Below are 16,138 nucleotides of genomic sequence, written 5' to 3'. Positions count from 1 at the left end.
CCTCTACTTCGGCTCGTACGCGGCCATCGCGGCCCGCACCGAGGGGGAGAAGAGCTCGGGGCCGAGGCCGTCCGAGTGGGCGAGCCCCTCCGGCGACAGCCGTAGGAGCCCTTCCGGCGCCCCTTCGTCCAGCCAGCCGAACGCCTCGAACCGGCCCAGTTCCGTCGGGAAGTCCGCGAACGGAGAGGTGCCGAACCGCTCCTCGTAACCGGTGACCGGCATGCCCTCCGCCTGGAGCAGCGACTGGAGCAGATGGCGGCGCCGGGCCTCTCCGGCGTCGACCCACCGGCCGACCTCGGCCCGTGAGAAGTCCGCGGCCTCCGTGTAGGCGTCGATGATCGTGCGTATCTCCCGCATGTCGACCGCGTAGTCGAAGGAGTAGTGGAGGGCCGAGGTGTACGAGCGGGCCCCACAGCCCAGGCCGATCATCCCGTCCGTCTGACAGGCGTAGTCGTCGGGGCCGAGCGGTGCGGCGTCCGTCCGCCGGAACATCCGCATCGACACCTGCTCGTAGCCGTGCGCGAGGAGGTGGTCCCGGCCGCCCCGGTAGAGGCGCAGCCGCTGCTCGTCCCACTCCCGGTCCGCGGCGGGGGAGATCCGGCCGAGACCGGTGAGCGGCCGGACGTACAGCGGATAGAGGTACAGCTCCTCCGGGCGCCAGGCGAGGGCGGCGTCGAGCGAGGAGCGCCAGGACTCCTCGGTCTGGCCGTCGATGCCGTAGATCAGGTCGATGTTGAGGACCGGGACGCCGGTGTCCCGGATCCGGCCGAGCGCCGATTCGACGTCGGCGCGGCGCTGTGGACGGACGGCCGCCCGCGCCTCGGCCTCCACGAAGCTCTGCACCCCGATGCTGAGCCGGGTCGCGCCCCGATCGGCGAGCAGGGCGAGGCGGTCGGCGGTCGCCGTCGCGGGCGAGGTCTCCACGGAGAGCGGCACCGCCCGCAGATCCACCCCCATCCGCTTCTCGGCGATGTCGCAGAGCCGCTCCAGCTCGCCGGCGGTGAGGAAGGTGGGCGTGCCGCCGCCGAACGCGGCCGTCGCGAACCGCACCGGAGCCTCGTCGCCGAGGGCCTCGCGGACGGTCGTGGCCTGGCGGTCCAGGGCGTCGAGGTAGCGCGTGGTCAGCTCGTCGGGGGCGCCGATCCGGGTGAAGAGGTTGCAGAAGCCGCAGCGGACCTCGCAGAACGGGATGTGCGCGTAGAGGGAGAGCGCGTCCTTCGGCTCGTCCCGCCAGAGCGCGGCGAGGGAGGGCGCAGGGTCGGGGAGCGGCCGGTACGCCGTCTTGTGCGGATAGGCGTAGACGTAGCTCCGGTACGGACGCGGGATGGTGCCGTCGCTCATGCCACGGCCTCCCGCTTCGGGCCCGCGAGCTCGAACTGCGCGTACGGGACGGTCCACACGACCTCGTGGCCGAGCCGGTGCCCGGTGTGGCCGTCCTCCCCGTACGCGGTGCCGTGGTCGGAGCAGACGATCGCGAAGCACGGGCGGCGGCTGCTCATCGCGGCGAAGAGCCGACCGATGTGCCGGTCGACGTATTCGAGGGCGGCCGCGTGGGTGGCCCGGGAGTCGCCGGCCTCGCGGGTGGCGTCCGGCAGGTGGAACCAGTTGGGCTGGTGCAGGGCGGACACGTTGACGAAGAGGAAGAGCCGCCGCTCGTGCGGGAGACCGGCGACGACCTCCTCGGCGCGGGCGACCTGGGACTCGAAGGAGGTCGGGGAGGCGACACCGAACGCGGGCTCCCAGTGGCTCTCCTGGAAGAGGCCGGGGAGCACGGAACCGAGCGGCGGCTGCTTGTTGAAGAAGCCGACGCCGCCGACGCAGACCGTCCGGTAGCCCTCGGCCGCGAGAGCGGACACGAGGTCCGGGGTGTCGTGGACGTAGGTGCCGTCGGCGGTCGACTCGCTGCCCGCGAAGCGCGCCGCGAACAGGCGCGGGTGCGGGCCCGGAGTGGCCGGGGTCGGCAGGAAACCGGCGAAGATCGCCTGGTGGGAGGCGTAGGTGAAGCTGCCGGGCGCGTGCCGCCGCTCCCAGACGCCGCCGGGCAGCTGGCGGGCCAGGTTCGGGATGCGGCCCTCGGCCGCGAGCTCGACCGCCACGTCGTACCGCAGCGTGTCGAGGGTGACCAGGAGCAGATCGTGGCTCCCGACGATCGTGTTCATGTCGGGCTGGATCACGCGGTGCTCGTTCCTGTGGTGCGGGTGATGCGGGTGGTGGTGTGCGGGGTACGGCTGTCCGGGAACTGGGCGGCGACCTGGGCCGCGTACGTGTCGAGGCCCTCGGCGCCGCTGCCGGGCAGGCCCGTGAGGCCCGGCAGCAGATCGCCGAAGGCGTTGACCTCGCCCACGGCGAAGCGGCGCCAGCCCGTGGCGGGCAGCAGGTCGACGCCGACGCACCGGGTGCCGGGGAAGACGGCGGCGGCCCGCTCGCACACGTCGAGCGCGTCCGACCACCGGGCGCCGGCCCCGGCGATCGCGGCCCGGGCCGCGTCGAGGTCGCCCCGGGTGCCGCCCAGATGCAGATTGGTCATGGGGGAGCGGCTGGTGCGCAGCACGGCGTGGGTGGCCCGGCCGTCGATCACCACCACCCGCAGGTCGGCCGCCCGGCCGCCCTGGGCGGCCTTGGGCAGCCACCGCTCGACGTGCAGACCGTCCGGGGCGAGGGCGTCCACGATCGCGGCGACCTCGTGCTCGCTCGTGTAGCGCCGGACCCGAAGGGAGTTGAAGAGAGGCCCGTCCGGCCCGCGCTCCACCGATGTGGTGGCGTGGACCCGGCCCGCGGCGTTCGTCTCGACCGCGAGCACTCCCGAAGCGGAGGAGCCGTGCGCGAGCTTCACGAAGAACCGGCGCAGACCGGACTCGGCGGTCAGGGACTTGACGTCCTCCCAGCCGCGCACGGCCGGGGCGGAGGGGCCGGAGGTCGGCGACTCGGGCACCGGCACCCCGGCCGCGTGGAGCAGGCCGTGGCTCAGCCGCTTGTCGAACAGGGCCGCGAGCTCGGCGGGGTCGTCCACGAGAACGGCGCCCGCCCCGGTGACGGACCGGGCGAGATCCGCCGTGGCGGCGACGAACCGCTCGTACCAGCGGCCGGTGCCCTCGACCCGGGCCGGATCGTCGACCTCCCGAAGGAGCCGGTCGGCCTCCGGATCCTCCCCGGGCGAGTCCAGGCGTACGGTCTCGCCCTCCGAGAACCGCGCCGCACCGCGCAGCACCTCGGGCCAGGACACCACCCGCGCCCCGGGCAGCCCGGCGGTCCGCAGCGCGTCCTGGAAGAACGCGACGCGGCGGCCCGCCGGATCACCGACGACCACGAGGCGCGGGCGGGCGGTCATTCGGCGACCGCGACGTACCGCCAGACGCGGCCGTCCTCCTCGTCGTCCGCCTCCTGCGGGTCGTCGAGGTCGACGACCACGCCGTGCGGGGCCAGCGCGGCGAGCACGCGCGTGCGCATGTCCTCCGACAGGTAGTGGTGGGAGAGGTCGAGGTGGCTGAGGTGGGTCAGCGGCTGTCCGTCGAGCAGGGCCGCCGCGCCCTCGTCGGTGAGGACGCCCATCGACAGGTCGAGCCGCTCGATCCGGGCGAGGACGGGGGCGCCCGCCACCGCGGCGGCCACGGCGTCCTGGATCACGCTGTTGCGCAGCCCGAGCGAGCGAAGGGCGGGGAACGCCGCGCCGGAGAGCAGCGGCACGAGGTCCTCGGCCGTGCTGTCGCCGCCGTACTCGTCGGTACCGAGCCAGAGTTCCAGCCTCTCCAGGGCGGGCAGGTCACTGCCCACGATCCCGCGCACGACCTCGGCACCCAGACCGCCGGTCTCCACGACCAGGCTCTCCAGACCGGTGTGTCGGATCGAGGGGAAGACCAGGTCCGAGCCTCCGCGCACCCCGAACTCCCGCAGGGCCGGGTAGGCGGCGAGCAGCGGGGTCACATCGGACTGGATGATCCAGGAGATCTCGCAGAGGGTAGCCCTGGCTGGCCCTGGACCTGCAGTGATACTCCATCACCCCTAGGGGGTGGGAAACCGATGGGAGATGATCTAGGTCTGGGCGCGCTTGGCCTCGCGCTCCTGGAACCCTTCCCACCGCTGCTGCAGTGTCTTCATGATGGCGCGTTCCATCGGCACTGTCACGCTGCTGTAGACGCCCTCCACGCCGCCCATCTCGTGACCCATGCGAGCCTCGACCGCATAGCGGCTGTGCTCCAGCTCCTCGTCCAGCCACGCCTTGTGCGCGTGCCGCAGCAAGTACATGCGCCGGCCCTCGAACTCGGGCACCGGCGGGATCGCGGGACGCGGAATCCTGACCCCCGGGCCCTTGGGCCGCTCGTCGGCGCCGCCGCGGATCTCGTACCAGTAGTCGCCGTTGAAGTCGCCGGCGGCGAGGCAGCCGCCGCGGTAGGCCGGGAAGACCCAGCGGCTCGCGTGTGAGGCCAGCACGCCCTCCAGCATGTCCGCCAGGAACGGCGGGATGACCAGGGTGCGCTGGCTGCCGTACTTCGGCGGGAAGAACTCGGCGCCCTTCACCCTCTTGGTGCGCTGGACCTGCCGCTCGACCCGGATGGCCGGCATGAGATCGCCGCCCTTGCCGTAGCGCTCCAGGTCCTCCTCGTACCGGTCGATCTCGTCCCGGTCGAGCCTCAAGTCCGCGGCCGGCCACGCCGGGTAGCAGTACTCGCGCGTCAGGCCGAACAGCTCACCCGGCCGCATCCCCGTCACAGCCATGGTCCAGATCATCACGTAGCCCGGCTCGCCCAGCAGGACGCGGGCGTTGCGGGCGAGTGCCTCGACGGTCTCCTCGGTGACGTCGCGCTTGCGCTCCTTCGGCCGCTTCGTGAACTTCCCTCGACGCTTCGTGCGCTCGACGGGGGAGACCTTGATCAGGCGGGGGACTGCGTCGTCCAGGATCATGCCGAGGGTCGACAGGACGTTCTTCGCCGTCGTCGTCCCGACGGTCTGCTCGATGTGCTTCTTGAACGCACGGTAGGCAAGGGTGTCGATGTCGCCGATCGCCATGCGCCCGAAGTAAGGCCGGATGTGGGCTTCGACCCGCGACCGGTAGGCGACCTCGGTGGTGAAGGCGTAGTTCATGGCGGCCAGCCAGTCGTCCAGCCATTCGCCCATGAGTGTCGCTCTGCTCCGGTTGGACACGTGGGTGCCGTGCCGGATCTCGTACAGCTTGTCCTGCCCGTGCCGATACGCCTCGTCCTCGTCGGTGAAGCCGCCCTTGGACTCGTAGCGCTTGCGGCCGTTGGGGAGGTACTCGCCGGACCACCACTTCACGCGGCAGGTGCCACCGCGCCACTCGATGTGGACGTGCTGGTCGACGTTGGCCATGGCCGTCTCCCTCTGTCGCTGGAGGCTGCGGTGCCCGGTCGGTTCCCCAACCGCCGGGCCTCCGCGATGCCATGATCTCAGGGAAGGCTGCCGAGCGGGCAACCCGCGCACTGGCCACAGCGGCCTCCCAGACCCTCGACCATCTCCCGGAGGACGTCTCCTTCCTCGTCGGGCGACTGGAGTTGGCGAGGTATGACGCAGACGATCCCGTCGCCGGTCTTGAGGGCTGTCCCATGGAAGGTCGGCCCGTAGTCGACTATGAGCGCGTCAGTTTTCAGCATGGCTCCCCCTGTCGGGTTGGTGCGGGAGCCTTCGAGGGTGTGCACAGACTCTGCCACGGAAAGTGGAAGTTGGAACTAGATGTGACGGAAGTTCAACGCTCGGTTTTGTCAGCATCTGAACTCTCGTGATGGTTGTACGACCATCGGATGAGTTTCAGCCGTCGAGGAAGCCCTTCTCCTTGAGGTCGGCCACCACCTTCTCGCTTAGGGCTCGGATCTCGTCGGCGGTCAGGCCGCTGGTGGTGGCGATGGCGGCGAGCTGCACGACGTCCTTCACGGCGTCGAGCGCTTCGGCCGGCATGGGCGAGATCGAGACACCCGATGCACTTTCGGCTGGGGTCACGAGGACTGGCGATTTGCCTTCGAGGACGGCGACGCAGCTTCCGGGGGCCCAGTGCAGTACGGGCTCGGCTCGGGAGTAGCTGAGGTCTCGGACTGGCTGACCAGTTTCGATGCGCTTCCAGGTCTCGAAGGCGATGCCTGCCTTCTTGGCAGCGGTCTTGTAGCCGTAGCCGAGCTCGATGCGGCGGTTCTTGACGGCCTGCGCGAGGGCGTCGAAGTCACGGGGTGCCATGTCCCCATAGTGACAGGGCCATCTAGGGCCAGCTAGGACCAGGGTCAAGTACGGCTGAATCCTTGACCCTCCCTAAAGGCTGCCTTAAGCCAGGACGTCTGCCCTGGTCAGACCACCTTGGTAGATCTTCTTGTCCAACCCAGGCAGATCAGGGACCAACCAGTGGTGGACATGAAGGTCTAACTAGGTCTACCTTCAAGGCATGCACCAAGCGCCAACCACCATCCAGGTGGACGGGGCAGAGCTGCGCGAACGACGCAAGGCCGCAGGTCTCGAAATCGACGACCTCGCCACAGCCGCCGGCATAAGCCGCTCGCACCTGAGCCACCTGGAAACCGGGTCCCGCACCCGGATGCGACCCGCCAGCCATAAGCGTCTGTTCGCCGCCCTCGCGGCGGCCGAACGGGCCCAGCCCGACAAGGAGTGACATGCCCGGGGACCGGAAAGAGCGGTACCAGAAGTACGAGACGCCGCAGGAGCCCAAGGACCTGAACGCCGACGTCATGACCGTCCAGGAGACGGCCTACGTCCTGAGCTGCAGCGTCCGCACCGTGCACCGCCGCCTCAACGAGCTCGGCCTGAAGCGCAAGCCGGGTCGCACGGTGGTGACCACCAAGGCAGACCGGCAGGCCCTGCTCGAGGACAGCCTGACCCAGCCGCCCAGGACGGCCGTGCCCCGTCGGGGCCGGCAGGGCCAGGGCCGCAAGCAGCTCATGCCCCTCGCCGCCTAGCGCGGTATGCGGGCCGGAGCCGGGCTCCTACACCCGACGGCCGGCCCTCCGAGATCCACCCCTCCACCGCACGCAACCTGCGAGAGAGAAGGAAGACCCCGTGTCCCGAGTATCTCAGACGCACCCCCAGTTGGTGCCCGTCCCGATCCCGGACGCCGTCGCCACCCTGATCGGCCTGTCGCTTCCGCGGCCCGTCCTGCAGGCGGAGATCGACGCCTTCGGTGAGGTCCGCGAGATCCGCCGGCTCCGGCCGCTCAACAGTGCCGAGGACCGCCAGGACTTCGAGGCCGCGCTCGGCCGGCTGGCCCGCGCCAACAAGACCCTCGGCGCCTACGGCCCGCGGCTCATCGTGCGAGGTGCGGCATGAGCACGAACCCCAAGCTGATCAACGCGGCGGCTGACGTGATCCAGGCTTCGATGGCCAGGGGTAACCGTGAGGCTTACTCGCTCGCCTTCGACCTGAACGCCGCCGGCCTGCTCCAGGCGCCGGAGTCCGAGCCGCTCGCATGGGCCAAGGAGCTGGACGCGAAGTCCCTCGACAACTTCCTCACCACGCTCGGCCTCGCAACGGAGCACGAGCCGTTGGACGAGGCGATCGACCAGATCCATGAGCTGATCCGGTCGTTCCGTGAGGCCGTCGAGGGCGGTGCCCGATGACCGCCGCCGACATTGCCCGCCTGGACGTGCCGCTCGCCGACGTCGAGCAGCAGATCGCCGACATCCGCGCCCACGCTCGCAAGGTCACGGGCAAGCAGAGGCTTGACCTCCTGACGGAAGCCGACGCCGAGGCCGCGCACTGGCGGCGCCTCGGACTCCTGCCCCGTGAAGGCGGCGCCCGATGAACGCCATCGACGACCTATGCCAGGTCTTGCGCGACTCCCAGACCCGTCACGCCGCCCTCGGCAACGAGCACGAGGTCGTCGCCGACGGAGACGCGATCTACATGCTCCGCCACCCCGAACTCTGCTCGAGCGACGCCGACTACCCGAACTGGACGCCTGGAGGGGCCCGATGAAGTGCGCGCAGGAGCTGTTCGAGGACGGCCAGACCATCAGCGTCTACGACTGCATCCGCGACATCGGCCACCCCGGCGCCCACGAGGACGCCCGCGGCCGGCGGTACGCCCGCCCGGAACCGCGCGGAGAGATGGACGACATCCTCGCCTTCATCGAGAGCCAGGTGCCGCGGCACCAGCAGTGGGGGCTCGACGAGCGCGACTACTACGTGAAGTTCGAGGTCACCTCGGTCTACCTGGTCAAGGTGTCCGCCGAGAGCCAGGACGCCGCGATCATGCAGTACGAGGACGGTTCCGACTGGCCCGACTTCAGCCGCAAGCAGGCCATCGACGGATCGGTCGACGTTCTTCGCCCCGACCACTACGACATGAGCAGCATGACCGGCGCGCCGTTCGGGCCTCAGATCGCCTGCCCGGACTGCGGAGCGCTCGCCATGCGCCGCGCCTGGTACCACAGCCCGTACCGGCGCTGCCACGGGCCGATCGAGTGGACCGAGACGAAGTCGCCCAGCCCGCGCTGGCGGTACCGGCGGGCATACCAGCAGGGCCCGACGCCGGTCTTCGAGGCCGTCTCATGACCCGGCCCGCGGTCGACATCCTGTCGCCGCTGCTGACCACCCCGACCGTCCCCGCGGCCGCCGCCCACCAGCTGCTCGCCGGCCTGGACCTCGCACCACGGACCGCCGTCCCCTCCTGGATCACCGACCCGAACCTGAGGGCCGACATCCTCGCCGGGTTCGCCGAGATCCCCGACGACGTGCGGGGTGCCCAGTGACCCGCCTCCCCATCTGGCGCACCGTCCTGGCCGTCGCCGCCGCATCCATCGCCCTGCTGGCCCTCGGCTGGCACCTCTCCAAGGAGTCGTCGTGAAGCTCATGGTTCAGATCGAGGACGAGATCCTCCCGCTCGCTCAATGCTTCTGGATCCGGTCCGACGCGAACGGCTGCGTGTACAGCAGCAGCCACGGCGACACCGCGGTCACCGCCGCCGAAGCTCACAAGGGCTTCACTCCCCGGCAGCGCGACCGGGACCGCGATCTGAAGAACGGCTGGACGGTCCGCCTCGTCACCAAGCAGCAGTGGAAGCAGCAGGCCGAACCGTGCTTCCGGGGGACCTGCGAGCACCGGAAGGCGGCCGCGGCGTGAACGGCTACCTGCGCTGTCCGATGCCCGGCTGCACCACCACGGTCACCGGCCTGCTCCACGAGCACGCGGTCGAGGTCATGACCGACCACCTCATCGAATCGCACGACCTGCCCGAGGTATCGGCCAGCTACGAGGCCCAGCTGCTCCTCCCGATCTGCGCTGACCCGCAGGCCGCCTGAACCGCCCGCCGGCCTGACGTGCAGACCACCGCCCGGCCGGCGGGACAAGACCACAACCCCATAGACCGGCGCGTCGAGCCACCCCCCGGCTCCGCGCCAGCCAGCCGCCCCCGAACCCCCAGCGCGGGGCGGCTGGCACCCCACACCCTCAGGAGCCCCAGATGGACAGCATCACCCCGGAAGTCGCGAACCACGTCCTCTTCCACTACGGCCGCGGCGGCTACCAGGCCGGCAGCTTCACCGAGCAGATCATCAAGGCCATCGACATGGCCGACCCCGCCAACCGCGACAAGCTCGCCCTCGGCTTCCCCGGCTACGTCGCCGCCGTCGTCGCCATCCAGTACGACCCCGACGGCGTCACCAACCTCCAGGGCATCGCCCAGGGTGAGGTGGCCGCGTGATCGCCGTCCAGCCCCCGACCGGGATCCTCCTCGGCCAGTACACCCCCGGCACACCCGAGTGGGAGAAGGCCCGTGGCGGCCTGTGCATCACCGCCACCGAGATCGCCGCGGTCGTCAACCTCTCCCCGTGGCAGTCCCGCTTCAGCCTCTGGCACAAGAAGGCCGGCCTGCCCACCCCGCCGTTCGAGTCCAACCCGGCCGTCGAATGGGGCAACCGGCTCGAAGCGGCCGTCGCCCAGAAGTGGTCCGACGGGCACGGCGTCGAACTCCACGAGACCGGCACATGGCGGCACCGCGACCGGGACTGGCAGCGCGCCACCCCCGACCGTATCGGCGACAACTCCCTCGTCGAGGTCAAGACGTCCCCGTTCGGTGAAGGCTGGGGCCCGGCCGGCAGCGACGAGATCCCCGTCTACTACCGCTGCCAGGTCCAGTGGCAGATGGATGTCACCGGCTACCGCACCACCCACATCGCGCTCCTCGTCTCCGGCCACGACTACCGCGAGTACGTCGTCGAGTACGACGCCGACGACGCGCAGATCCTCCGTGACGCGGCCGAGCGGTTCCTCGACGACGTGCGCCGCGGCAACCGGCCCCCCATCGACGGAGCCGACGCCACCTACCAGACCATCCGCGTCCAGCCCCACGGCCGCGACGACATCGACGTCGAGATCCCCCTCGAACTCGCCGCCCGCTACGAGGTCATCGGCGACCAGCGCCGCACCGTCGACACCGAGTTCACCCAAGTCCGCGGCGAAGTCCTCGACCACATCGGCAACGGCTACCGCGCCGTCTGCGGCGAGCGTCGCATCGCCTACCGCACGGTCAACACCGACGGCACCACCCTCGCCCTCCAGCCGTACAGGAGCCACAGCGCATGAGCCAGATCGGCAACGAGATCGCCCGCCAGTCCCACACGCCAGCGGCCATGATCGAGCAGTACAAGCCGGAGCTCGCCGTCGTCGCCGCCAGCCACGTGCGTGTCGACACCTTCGCCCGCCTCGCCGTCGGCGTCCTCCGCCAGAACGAGAAGCTCGCCGCCGCCGCCCAGAACAACCCCGGCAGCCTCATGAGCGCCCTCATGACCGCCGCCCGCCTCGGCCTCGAGCCCGGCACCGAGCAGTTCTACCTGAGGCCCATCAAGCGCAAGGGTCAGCTCGAAGTCCAGGGCATCGTCGGCTACCAGGGCATCGTCGAGCTCATCTACAACGCCGGCGCCGCCCAGTCCGTCGTCGTCGAAGTCGTCCGCACCAACGACGAGTTCGCATGGACGCCCGGCGCCCTCGACGACCACCGGCCACCGCGCTGGCCCGGCGCCATGAAGCAGCCCCACCACAAGGTCGACTGGTTCGGCGACCGCGGCCCGCTCGTCGGCGCCTACGCCTACGCCGTCATGCAGGGCGGGGCGATCAGCAAGGTCGTCGTCCTCAACCGCGACCACATCGCCCGCGCCAAGGCCAAGTCCGACGGCGCCGACAGCGACTACAGCCCGTGGCGCACCGACGAAGAGGCCATGTGGCTTAAGACGGCGGCCCGACGGCTCGGCAAGTGGGTACCCACCTCGGCCGAGAAGCGCAGCGGGGTCATCGAGCGCCTCGACGCACCCGCCCTCCCGCTCGGCGAGATCGACCCCGACGAGGACGAGCCCATCGACGGCGAACTCGTCGACTGAGCAAGGCGAATCAAGAACTCGTGTCCCCGCAGGTCAGCAGAAGGGAAACGCCGTGACCAAGATCGTGAAACCTTCCGTGAAACCAGCCGTGTCGCACCGCAGGCTTACAGGTAGTGGCATGACAAACCCCATCCAGCCCGCGCTCGACGGCACCATCCCCGAGCCGAAGCGGCCCGCCCGCCAGGAGCGCGCCGAGGACTACGAGACGTGGCTCGCCCAGGTCTGGCCCAAGTACATAGACGCCGCGGCAACCGGCCGCACGTTCACCTGCTTTGAGATCGCCGACGAGCACAAGTTGCCCGAGCCGCCGGACTCCGCCCACCACTGGGGACGGCTGATGACCCTCCTCCAGGACGAGGGCTACATCCGCAAAGCCGGCTGGGCCTGCAGCAGCCGCCCCACCGTGAACCACTCCGGAGTCCGCACCTGGAAGGGCACCGCCGCAGCACGCCAGGCCGCGGCATGACCCGCCGAGCCCGCCGCCGTGCCGCCGGCCTCCGCTTCAGGGCGGAGATCGAAATCCTCGCCGACCTCGAACGCTGGCGCCGCACCGACAGCCTCCGCCTCTGCCAGACCCTCTACGACCTCCCCGCACACCAGCCCGCCCGGAAGGAGACAGGACAGTGACCCGCACTGAAGCCCAGCGAGCCGCAAAGACCCACAACCAGCGCCGCCGCCGGCGACTCATGGCCTACGGCCAGTGGCAGCCCATGGTCGACGCCGAACCCGCCAGGCAGCACGTCCTCCGCCTCCAGGCCGGCGGACTCTCCATCGCCTCCCAGGCAGCAAAGACCGGCGTCCCCGTTCCCACGCTGTGCGGACTCCTCTACGGCAAGAACCCCTACCCGCCCAGCAAGCGGATCCGCCCCGAGACCGCCACCGCGATCCTCTCCTTCACGCCCACACTCGACGACTACCCGGCAGGCGCAAGGATCGACGCCACCGGCACCGTCCGTCGGATCCGGGCCCTTGCCCACCTTGGCTGGACCAGCCCCACCATCAACGGCCGCCTCCCCTGCAGCGCTCCTAGGACGATCGAACAGGTCGGGCGTTCGCCGAAGCTGACCGTGCAGGTCGCCCGCTCCGTTCGCGCTGTCTACACGGAGCTCTCGAATGTCGCGGCCGAGGAGACGGGCGTCACCCCGTGGATCGCGCAGCGTCGCCGCAACTACGCCACCGCGCGGGGCTGGGCTCCGCCGGCCGCCTGGGACGACGACACCATCGACGACCCGACCGCCCTCCCCGACTGGACCGGCTTCTGCGGCACGGACCGCGGCTGGTGGACCCACCGCCTGGAGAAGATCCCGGTCTGCCAGCCCTGCCAGGACGCCCACGACGACTGGCTGCAGGAGCGCAAGCACCTGAGTCCTGCTGACCGCTACCGCGCCCTTGGCATGGCCCGCGGCGAAGCTTCCAACCGCGGTGCCGCGATCGCCGAGAACGCCCGCGAGCTCATGCGACTCGGCGCCGACTATGAAACCGCCGCAGCTCGCATCGGCGTCACCCGCAACCACCTCCAGCAGGAACTGCTCCGGCACCCCGAGCCGCTGGACGTGGCCGCATGAGCGACGACGAGCCCCGCCGGCTGGAGATCGTCCCGCCGCCGTACCCGAAGACCACACCCGGGTTCTGCGAGACCGGTAACCCCGTCTGCGGGGAACCCGCCCGGCTCTACGCCGGCGGCTGGCGGTGCGACGAACACCAGCCCGGCCGCCACCACCAAGTCGCCGCCTAGCCACCCACCGCCTTAGCCAGAGAGAAGACGTCTCGTGAGGATCCGCCGCAGCAGGCTGACGAAGGACTTCCTTCAGGTCCCGAACGCCACCGTGCGCGACGACCGTCTGAGCCACATGGCGCGCGGCATTCTCGCCGAACTTCTCAGCCGGCCCGACGGATGGCAGGCCACGGCTGACGACATGTGGCGAGCCTCTGTCGCCAAGCACGGCAAAGCCAGCCCCGGCCGGCGACAGTTCCGCGCAGCCTTCGCCGAGCTCAAGAAATGCGGCTACCTGAGCCCCGACCTCGAGCCGATGAAGGGCGGACAAATCTCCACCGTCCTCCTCCTCACCGACGTACCACACGTCGGTACGTCGGCCCGACCTGCGAACTCTCGGAAAACCGCAGGCCAGACCGACGTACCACACGGTGGTACGTCGGAGAGCACCACCGACGTACCAGATGGTGGTACGTCGGCGCGACCTGCGGAAACGAACGAGAGCGCAGGTCAGACCGACGTGCCACATGGCGGTACGTCGGCGCGACCTGCGGAAACGGGTCTTTCCCCAGCTCGGACCGACGTGCCACACGGTGGTACGTCTAAAGAAGAAGACGGAGAGACGAAGACGGGAAAGAAAACGTCTTCTCTTCCCGCATCCACCCTCACCCCGCTCCCAGGCATCAAGCAGCCCGACCACCACCTCGCCGCCTTCGGTGCCTTCTGGGTGAACTACCCCCGCAAGCGCGACCGCGAGGAAGCCAAGCAGGCCTGGATCGCCGCCATCGAACGCGGCGTGGATCCCCAGCACATGGTCGACGCGGCACTGGCCTACGCCCGAGAGCGAGCCGGGCAGGAACCGCAGTTCACGAAGTACCCAGCCACCTGGCTCAACAAGGGCTGCTACGACGACGAGCCCGAGACCGCCGACCAGCCGCGCCTCCGCGCCGTCGGCGACTACCAGCCCTGGACCAACCCCAACGATCAGTCCGGCTACTACGAGGAGTTGTAGATCATGCAGTGGACACCGCCCATCGACCCCGCCCAGGACGACCTTGAGCCCCTGCTCGCATCCCAGGGCCGAACCGCCGACTGGCTCAACACCGACGACGGCGACCCCTACGGACCGTCCAACGTCGCCCGCTGGAGCAGCCACCAGGTTGCCAAGCAGATCCCCCTCCGCTACCGCGCCGCACACCCCCAGGAGCCGGAGGTCCGCACCTGGATCGCCGACCTGATCGACCGCGCCGCCGCCGAGCAGACGCGTCGAAAGGCTCCCGTCGCCAGCGTCACGGCCGGACCTTCGCTGCTGCTCCTCGGACCCACCGGCGTCGGCAAGACCTACGAGGCCTACGGCGCCATGCGCGAACTCGCCGTCACCGGCACCGTCGCCCGCTGGGTTGTCGTCACCGCGGCCGACTTGTACGCCCAGCTGCAGCCCCGCCACGGCATCGACTCCGAAGCCGAGTTCCAGCGCTATGCCAAGGCCCCCATCCTCCTCGTCGACGACCTCGGCGCCGGCGGCAAGATCTCCGAGTTCACCGAGAGCATCAACTTCCGCCTGGTCAACCACCGGTACGAGAACGAGCTGCCGACGCTCATCACGTCCAACGTGCTGCCGAAGGATCTCGCGGCCCGCCTCGGTGACCGGGTCACTTCCCGCCTTGCCGAGATGTGCCGACGCGTCGTCATCACCGGCCAGGACCGCCGTCGGGCGATGGCCGCATGACCACCGACATCGCGCCCGACATGTGGGACGACGCCCCCGCTGCTCCCGCCTACGACCGGCAGCTCCCGCAGGACATGGATGCCGAGCAGTCCGTTCTCGGCGGAATGATGCTCTCCAAGGACGCCATCATGGACGTCGTCGAGATCGTCACCGGCGCCGACTTCTACAAGCCCGCCCACGAGACCATCTTTGACGCGATCACCACACTGAATGCCAAGGGCGAGCCGGCCGACCCCGTCACGGTCACCAACCTGCTCCGCGAGCGAGGCGATCTCCAGCGCGTCGGCGGCATCAACGCGGCGTACAACCTGGTGCAGGCGACACCCACCGCGGCGAACGCCAGCTACTACGCCGAGATCGTCCGTGAGAAAGCCGTCCTCCGCAGCCTGGTCAAAGCGGGCACCAAGATCGCCGCGTTGGGCTACTCCGGCGGCGGCGCGAACGAGACCGCAGACGCCGCCATGGCCGAGCTCAACGCCGCAGTCCAGATCCGCGACAGTGCCGACTCGGCCCTCCTCGGCGAGGACGCCGAGGACATGGTCACCGAACTCGAAGAGCTTCAGAAGAACGGTCGCGCCTACGGCGTTCCCACCGGATTTGCCGACCTGGACGACCTGACCCACGGCCTCCACCCCGGCCAGATGGTCATCGTGGCCGGCCGTCCCGCCATGGGGAAGTCCACCCTGGGCGTCGACTTCCTGCGCGCTTGCACGATCAAGCACAACCGGCCGGCCGTCATGTTCAGCCTGGAGATGTCCCGGCGCGACGTCCAGCACCGCATCATGTCCGCCGAAGCGCGGGTCGGCCTCCATCACATCCGCGGCGGGTCGATGTCCGACTCGGACTGGGCCCGCTATGCGGAAGCCCTTCCACGGTTCACCTCCGCGCCGCTGACGATCGACGCAACCCCCGGCCAGACCGTTATGCAGATCAAGGCCCGCTCCCGGAAGCTCAAGCAGCGCCACGGCCTCGACCTCATCGTCATCGACTACCTCCAGCTCCTCGAATCAGGCACCTCCCGCGGCCGCGACAACCGGCAGCAGGAAGTCTCAGACATGAGCCGCAACGTGAAGCTCATGGCGCTGGAGCTCGAAGTCCCCGTCGTCGTCCTCTGCCAGCTCAACCGCGGGCCCGAGCAGCGGCAGGACAAGCGGCCCATGGTCTCCGACCTCCGCGAGTCCGGATCCCTTGAGCAGGACGCCGACATCGTGATCCTCGTCCACCGCGACGACGCCTACAACCGCGAGTCCGAGCGCGCCGGTGAAGTCGACCTCATCGTCGGCAAGCACCGCAACGGATCGCCCTCCACCATCACCGTCGCCAACCAGCTCCACTACAGCCGGTTCGTCGACATGGCCCACACGTGAGGGCC

At 70.0% G+C, this 16,138-nt stretch carries 26 protein-coding genes and 1 pseudogene; 20 read left to right on the top strand and 7 right to left on the bottom strand.

The features are described from left to right. Window positions 1–3 precede the first annotated feature (3 nt). The 7 genes and pseudogenes from OG259_RS07925 to OG259_RS07895 all read right to left on the bottom strand — a co-directional run bounded on the left by OG259_RS07925 (window position 4) and on the right by OG259_RS07895 (window position 6,180). The gene (locus OG259_RS07925; protein WP_328941595.1) at window positions 4–1,341 is read right to left on the bottom strand and encodes an STM4012 family radical SAM protein; all 1,338 of its coding nucleotides are present in this window, start codon (window positions 1,339–1,341) and stop codon (window positions 4–6) included. After that, window positions 1,338–2,159, bottom strand: a complete 822-nt coding sequence (locus OG259_RS07920) for an STM4013/SEN3800 family hydrolase (protein WP_328947022.1) — start codon at window positions 2,157–2,159, stop codon at window positions 1,338–1,340. Before OG259_RS07920 ends, OG259_RS07925 begins: the two co-directional genes overlap by 4 nt. 11 nt (window positions 2,160–2,170) lie before the next feature. Beyond that, window positions 2,171–3,328, bottom strand: coding sequence for an STM4014 family protein (locus tag OG259_RS07915; RefSeq protein WP_328941594.1), 1,158 nt, complete (start codon window positions 3,326–3,328; stop codon window positions 2,171–2,173). Then, a pseudogene (locus OG259_RS07910) lies at window positions 3,325–3,951 on the bottom strand (STM4015 family protein); the annotation flags it as partial. The gene OG259_RS07915 and the pseudogene OG259_RS07910, both read right to left, overlap by 4 nt. Before the next feature lie 78 nt (window positions 3,952–4,029). Next, complete coding sequence (locus tag OG259_RS07905) at window positions 4,030–5,325, bottom strand: tyrosine-type recombinase/integrase (protein ID WP_328941593.1); 1,296 nt, start codon at window positions 5,323–5,325, stop codon at window positions 4,030–4,032. Window positions 5,326–5,402: 77 nt separating this feature from the next. Continuing rightward, the gene (locus OG259_RS07900; RefSeq protein WP_328941592.1) at window positions 5,403–5,606 is read right to left on the bottom strand and encodes a hypothetical protein; all 204 of its coding nucleotides are present in this window, start codon (window positions 5,604–5,606) and stop codon (window positions 5,403–5,405) included. Between the two features lie 154 nt (window positions 5,607–5,760). Beyond that, entirely contained in the window at window positions 5,761–6,180 is a 420-nt protein-coding gene (locus OG259_RS07895; protein ID WP_328941591.1) for a hypothetical protein, read from the bottom strand. Window positions 6,181–6,382: 202 nt separating this feature from the next. On the opposite strand from OG259_RS07895, the gene OG259_RS07890 reads away from it, so the two are divergent. The 20 genes from OG259_RS07890 (at window position 6,383) to dnaB (ending at window position 16,133) form a co-directional block, all read left to right on the top strand. Next, on the top strand, window positions 6,383–6,607 hold the full coding sequence (locus OG259_RS07890) for a helix-turn-helix domain-containing protein (protein ID WP_328941590.1): 225 nt from the start codon (window positions 6,383–6,385) through the stop codon (window positions 6,605–6,607). 1 nt (window position 6,608) lies between these two features. Beyond that, window positions 6,609–6,911, top strand: coding sequence for a hypothetical protein (locus tag OG259_RS07885; protein ID WP_328941589.1), 303 nt, complete (start codon window positions 6,609–6,611; stop codon window positions 6,909–6,911). Window positions 6,912–7,011: 100 nt separating this feature from the next. After that, window positions 7,012–7,278: a hypothetical protein gene (locus tag OG259_RS07880; protein ID WP_328941588.1), complete on the top strand. Its 267-nt coding sequence runs from the start codon at window positions 7,012–7,014 to the stop codon at window positions 7,276–7,278. Further along, window positions 7,275–7,568, top strand: a complete 294-nt coding sequence (locus tag OG259_RS07875; RefSeq protein WP_328941587.1) for a hypothetical protein — start codon at window positions 7,275–7,277, stop codon at window positions 7,566–7,568. The genes OG259_RS07880 and OG259_RS07875 overlap by 4 nt, the downstream gene beginning before the upstream one ends. Continuing rightward, the gene (locus OG259_RS07870) at window positions 7,565–7,753 is read left to right on the top strand and encodes a hypothetical protein (RefSeq protein WP_328941586.1); all 189 of its coding nucleotides are present in this window, start codon (window positions 7,565–7,567) and stop codon (window positions 7,751–7,753) included. The genes OG259_RS07875 and OG259_RS07870 overlap by 4 nt, the downstream gene beginning before the upstream one ends. Next, window positions 7,750–7,926, top strand: coding sequence for a hypothetical protein (locus OG259_RS07865; protein ID WP_328941585.1), 177 nt, complete (start codon window positions 7,750–7,752; stop codon window positions 7,924–7,926). The genes OG259_RS07870 and OG259_RS07865 overlap by 4 nt, the downstream gene beginning before the upstream one ends. Further along, complete coding sequence (locus OG259_RS07860; RefSeq protein WP_328941584.1) at window positions 7,923–8,504, top strand: hypothetical protein; 582 nt, start codon at window positions 7,923–7,925, stop codon at window positions 8,502–8,504. Before OG259_RS07865 ends, OG259_RS07860 begins: the two co-directional genes overlap by 4 nt. Further along, window positions 8,501–8,701 carry a hypothetical protein gene (locus OG259_RS07855; RefSeq protein WP_328941583.1) on the top strand — a complete coding sequence of 67 codons (201 nt, stop codon included), beginning with the start codon at window positions 8,501–8,503 and terminating at the stop codon, window positions 8,699–8,701. The genes OG259_RS07860 and OG259_RS07855 overlap by 4 nt, the downstream gene beginning before the upstream one ends. Window positions 8,702–8,792: 91 nt before the next feature. After that, window positions 8,793–9,071 carry a hypothetical protein gene (locus tag OG259_RS07850; RefSeq protein WP_328941582.1) on the top strand — a complete coding sequence of 93 codons (279 nt, stop codon included), beginning with the start codon at window positions 8,793–8,795 and terminating at the stop codon, window positions 9,069–9,071. Further along, window positions 9,068–9,250 carry a hypothetical protein gene (locus OG259_RS07845; RefSeq protein ID WP_328941581.1) on the top strand — a complete coding sequence of 61 codons (183 nt, stop codon included), beginning with the start codon at window positions 9,068–9,070 and terminating at the stop codon, window positions 9,248–9,250. Before OG259_RS07850 ends, OG259_RS07845 begins: the two co-directional genes overlap by 4 nt. Before the next feature lie 161 nt (window positions 9,251–9,411). Continuing rightward, window positions 9,412–9,651, top strand: a complete 240-nt coding sequence (locus tag OG259_RS07840; protein WP_328941580.1) for a hypothetical protein — start codon at window positions 9,412–9,414, stop codon at window positions 9,649–9,651. Next, window positions 9,648–10,532 carry a YqaJ viral recombinase family nuclease gene (locus OG259_RS07835; protein ID WP_328941579.1) on the top strand — a complete coding sequence of 295 codons (885 nt, stop codon included), beginning with the start codon at window positions 9,648–9,650 and terminating at the stop codon, window positions 10,530–10,532. The genes OG259_RS07840 and OG259_RS07835 overlap by 4 nt, the downstream gene beginning before the upstream one ends. Next, entirely contained in the window at window positions 10,529–11,323 is a 795-nt protein-coding gene (locus OG259_RS07830) for a recombinase RecT (protein WP_328941578.1), read from the top strand. The genes OG259_RS07835 and OG259_RS07830 overlap by 4 nt, the downstream gene beginning before the upstream one ends. A gap of 118 nt (window positions 11,324–11,441) precedes the next feature. Next, window positions 11,442–11,789, top strand: coding sequence for a hypothetical protein (locus tag OG259_RS07825; RefSeq protein WP_328941577.1), 348 nt, complete (start codon window positions 11,442–11,444; stop codon window positions 11,787–11,789). Beyond that, window positions 11,786–11,950, top strand: coding sequence for a hypothetical protein (locus tag OG259_RS07820; protein ID WP_328941576.1), 165 nt, complete (start codon window positions 11,786–11,788; stop codon window positions 11,948–11,950). The genes OG259_RS07825 and OG259_RS07820 overlap by 4 nt, the downstream gene beginning before the upstream one ends. Then, window positions 11,947–12,888, top strand: a complete 942-nt coding sequence (locus OG259_RS07815) for a hypothetical protein (RefSeq protein ID WP_328941575.1) — start codon at window positions 11,947–11,949, stop codon at window positions 12,886–12,888. Before OG259_RS07820 ends, OG259_RS07815 begins: the two co-directional genes overlap by 4 nt. Further along, window positions 12,885–13,058, top strand: a complete 174-nt coding sequence (locus OG259_RS07810) for a hypothetical protein (RefSeq protein ID WP_328941574.1) — start codon at window positions 12,885–12,887, stop codon at window positions 13,056–13,058. The genes OG259_RS07815 and OG259_RS07810 overlap by 4 nt, the downstream gene beginning before the upstream one ends. A gap of 34 nt (window positions 13,059–13,092) precedes the next feature. Further along, on the top strand, window positions 13,093–14,049 hold the full coding sequence (locus OG259_RS07805) for a hypothetical protein (protein WP_328941573.1): 957 nt from the start codon (window positions 13,093–13,095) through the stop codon (window positions 14,047–14,049). Between the two features lie 3 nt (window positions 14,050–14,052). Then, window positions 14,053–14,766 carry an ATP-binding protein gene (locus tag OG259_RS07800; RefSeq protein ID WP_328941572.1) on the top strand — a complete coding sequence of 238 codons (714 nt, stop codon included), beginning with the start codon at window positions 14,053–14,055 and terminating at the stop codon, window positions 14,764–14,766. Continuing rightward, the gene (dnaB, locus tag OG259_RS07795) at window positions 14,763–16,133 is read left to right on the top strand and encodes a replicative DNA helicase (protein ID WP_328941571.1); all 1,371 of its coding nucleotides are present in this window, start codon (window positions 14,763–14,765) and stop codon (window positions 16,131–16,133) included. Before OG259_RS07800 ends, dnaB begins: the two co-directional genes overlap by 4 nt. Window positions 16,134–16,138: the final 5 nt, after the last annotated feature.

The sequence above is a fragment of the Streptomyces sp. NBC_00250 genome (genome assembly GCF_036192275.1).
Classification (GTDB): Bacteria; Actinomycetota; Actinomycetes; order Streptomycetales; family Streptomycetaceae; genus Streptomyces.
The sequence above is the reverse complement of the archived record's forward strand: the minus strand, read 5'-3'. Positions and strand labels throughout refer to the sequence as shown.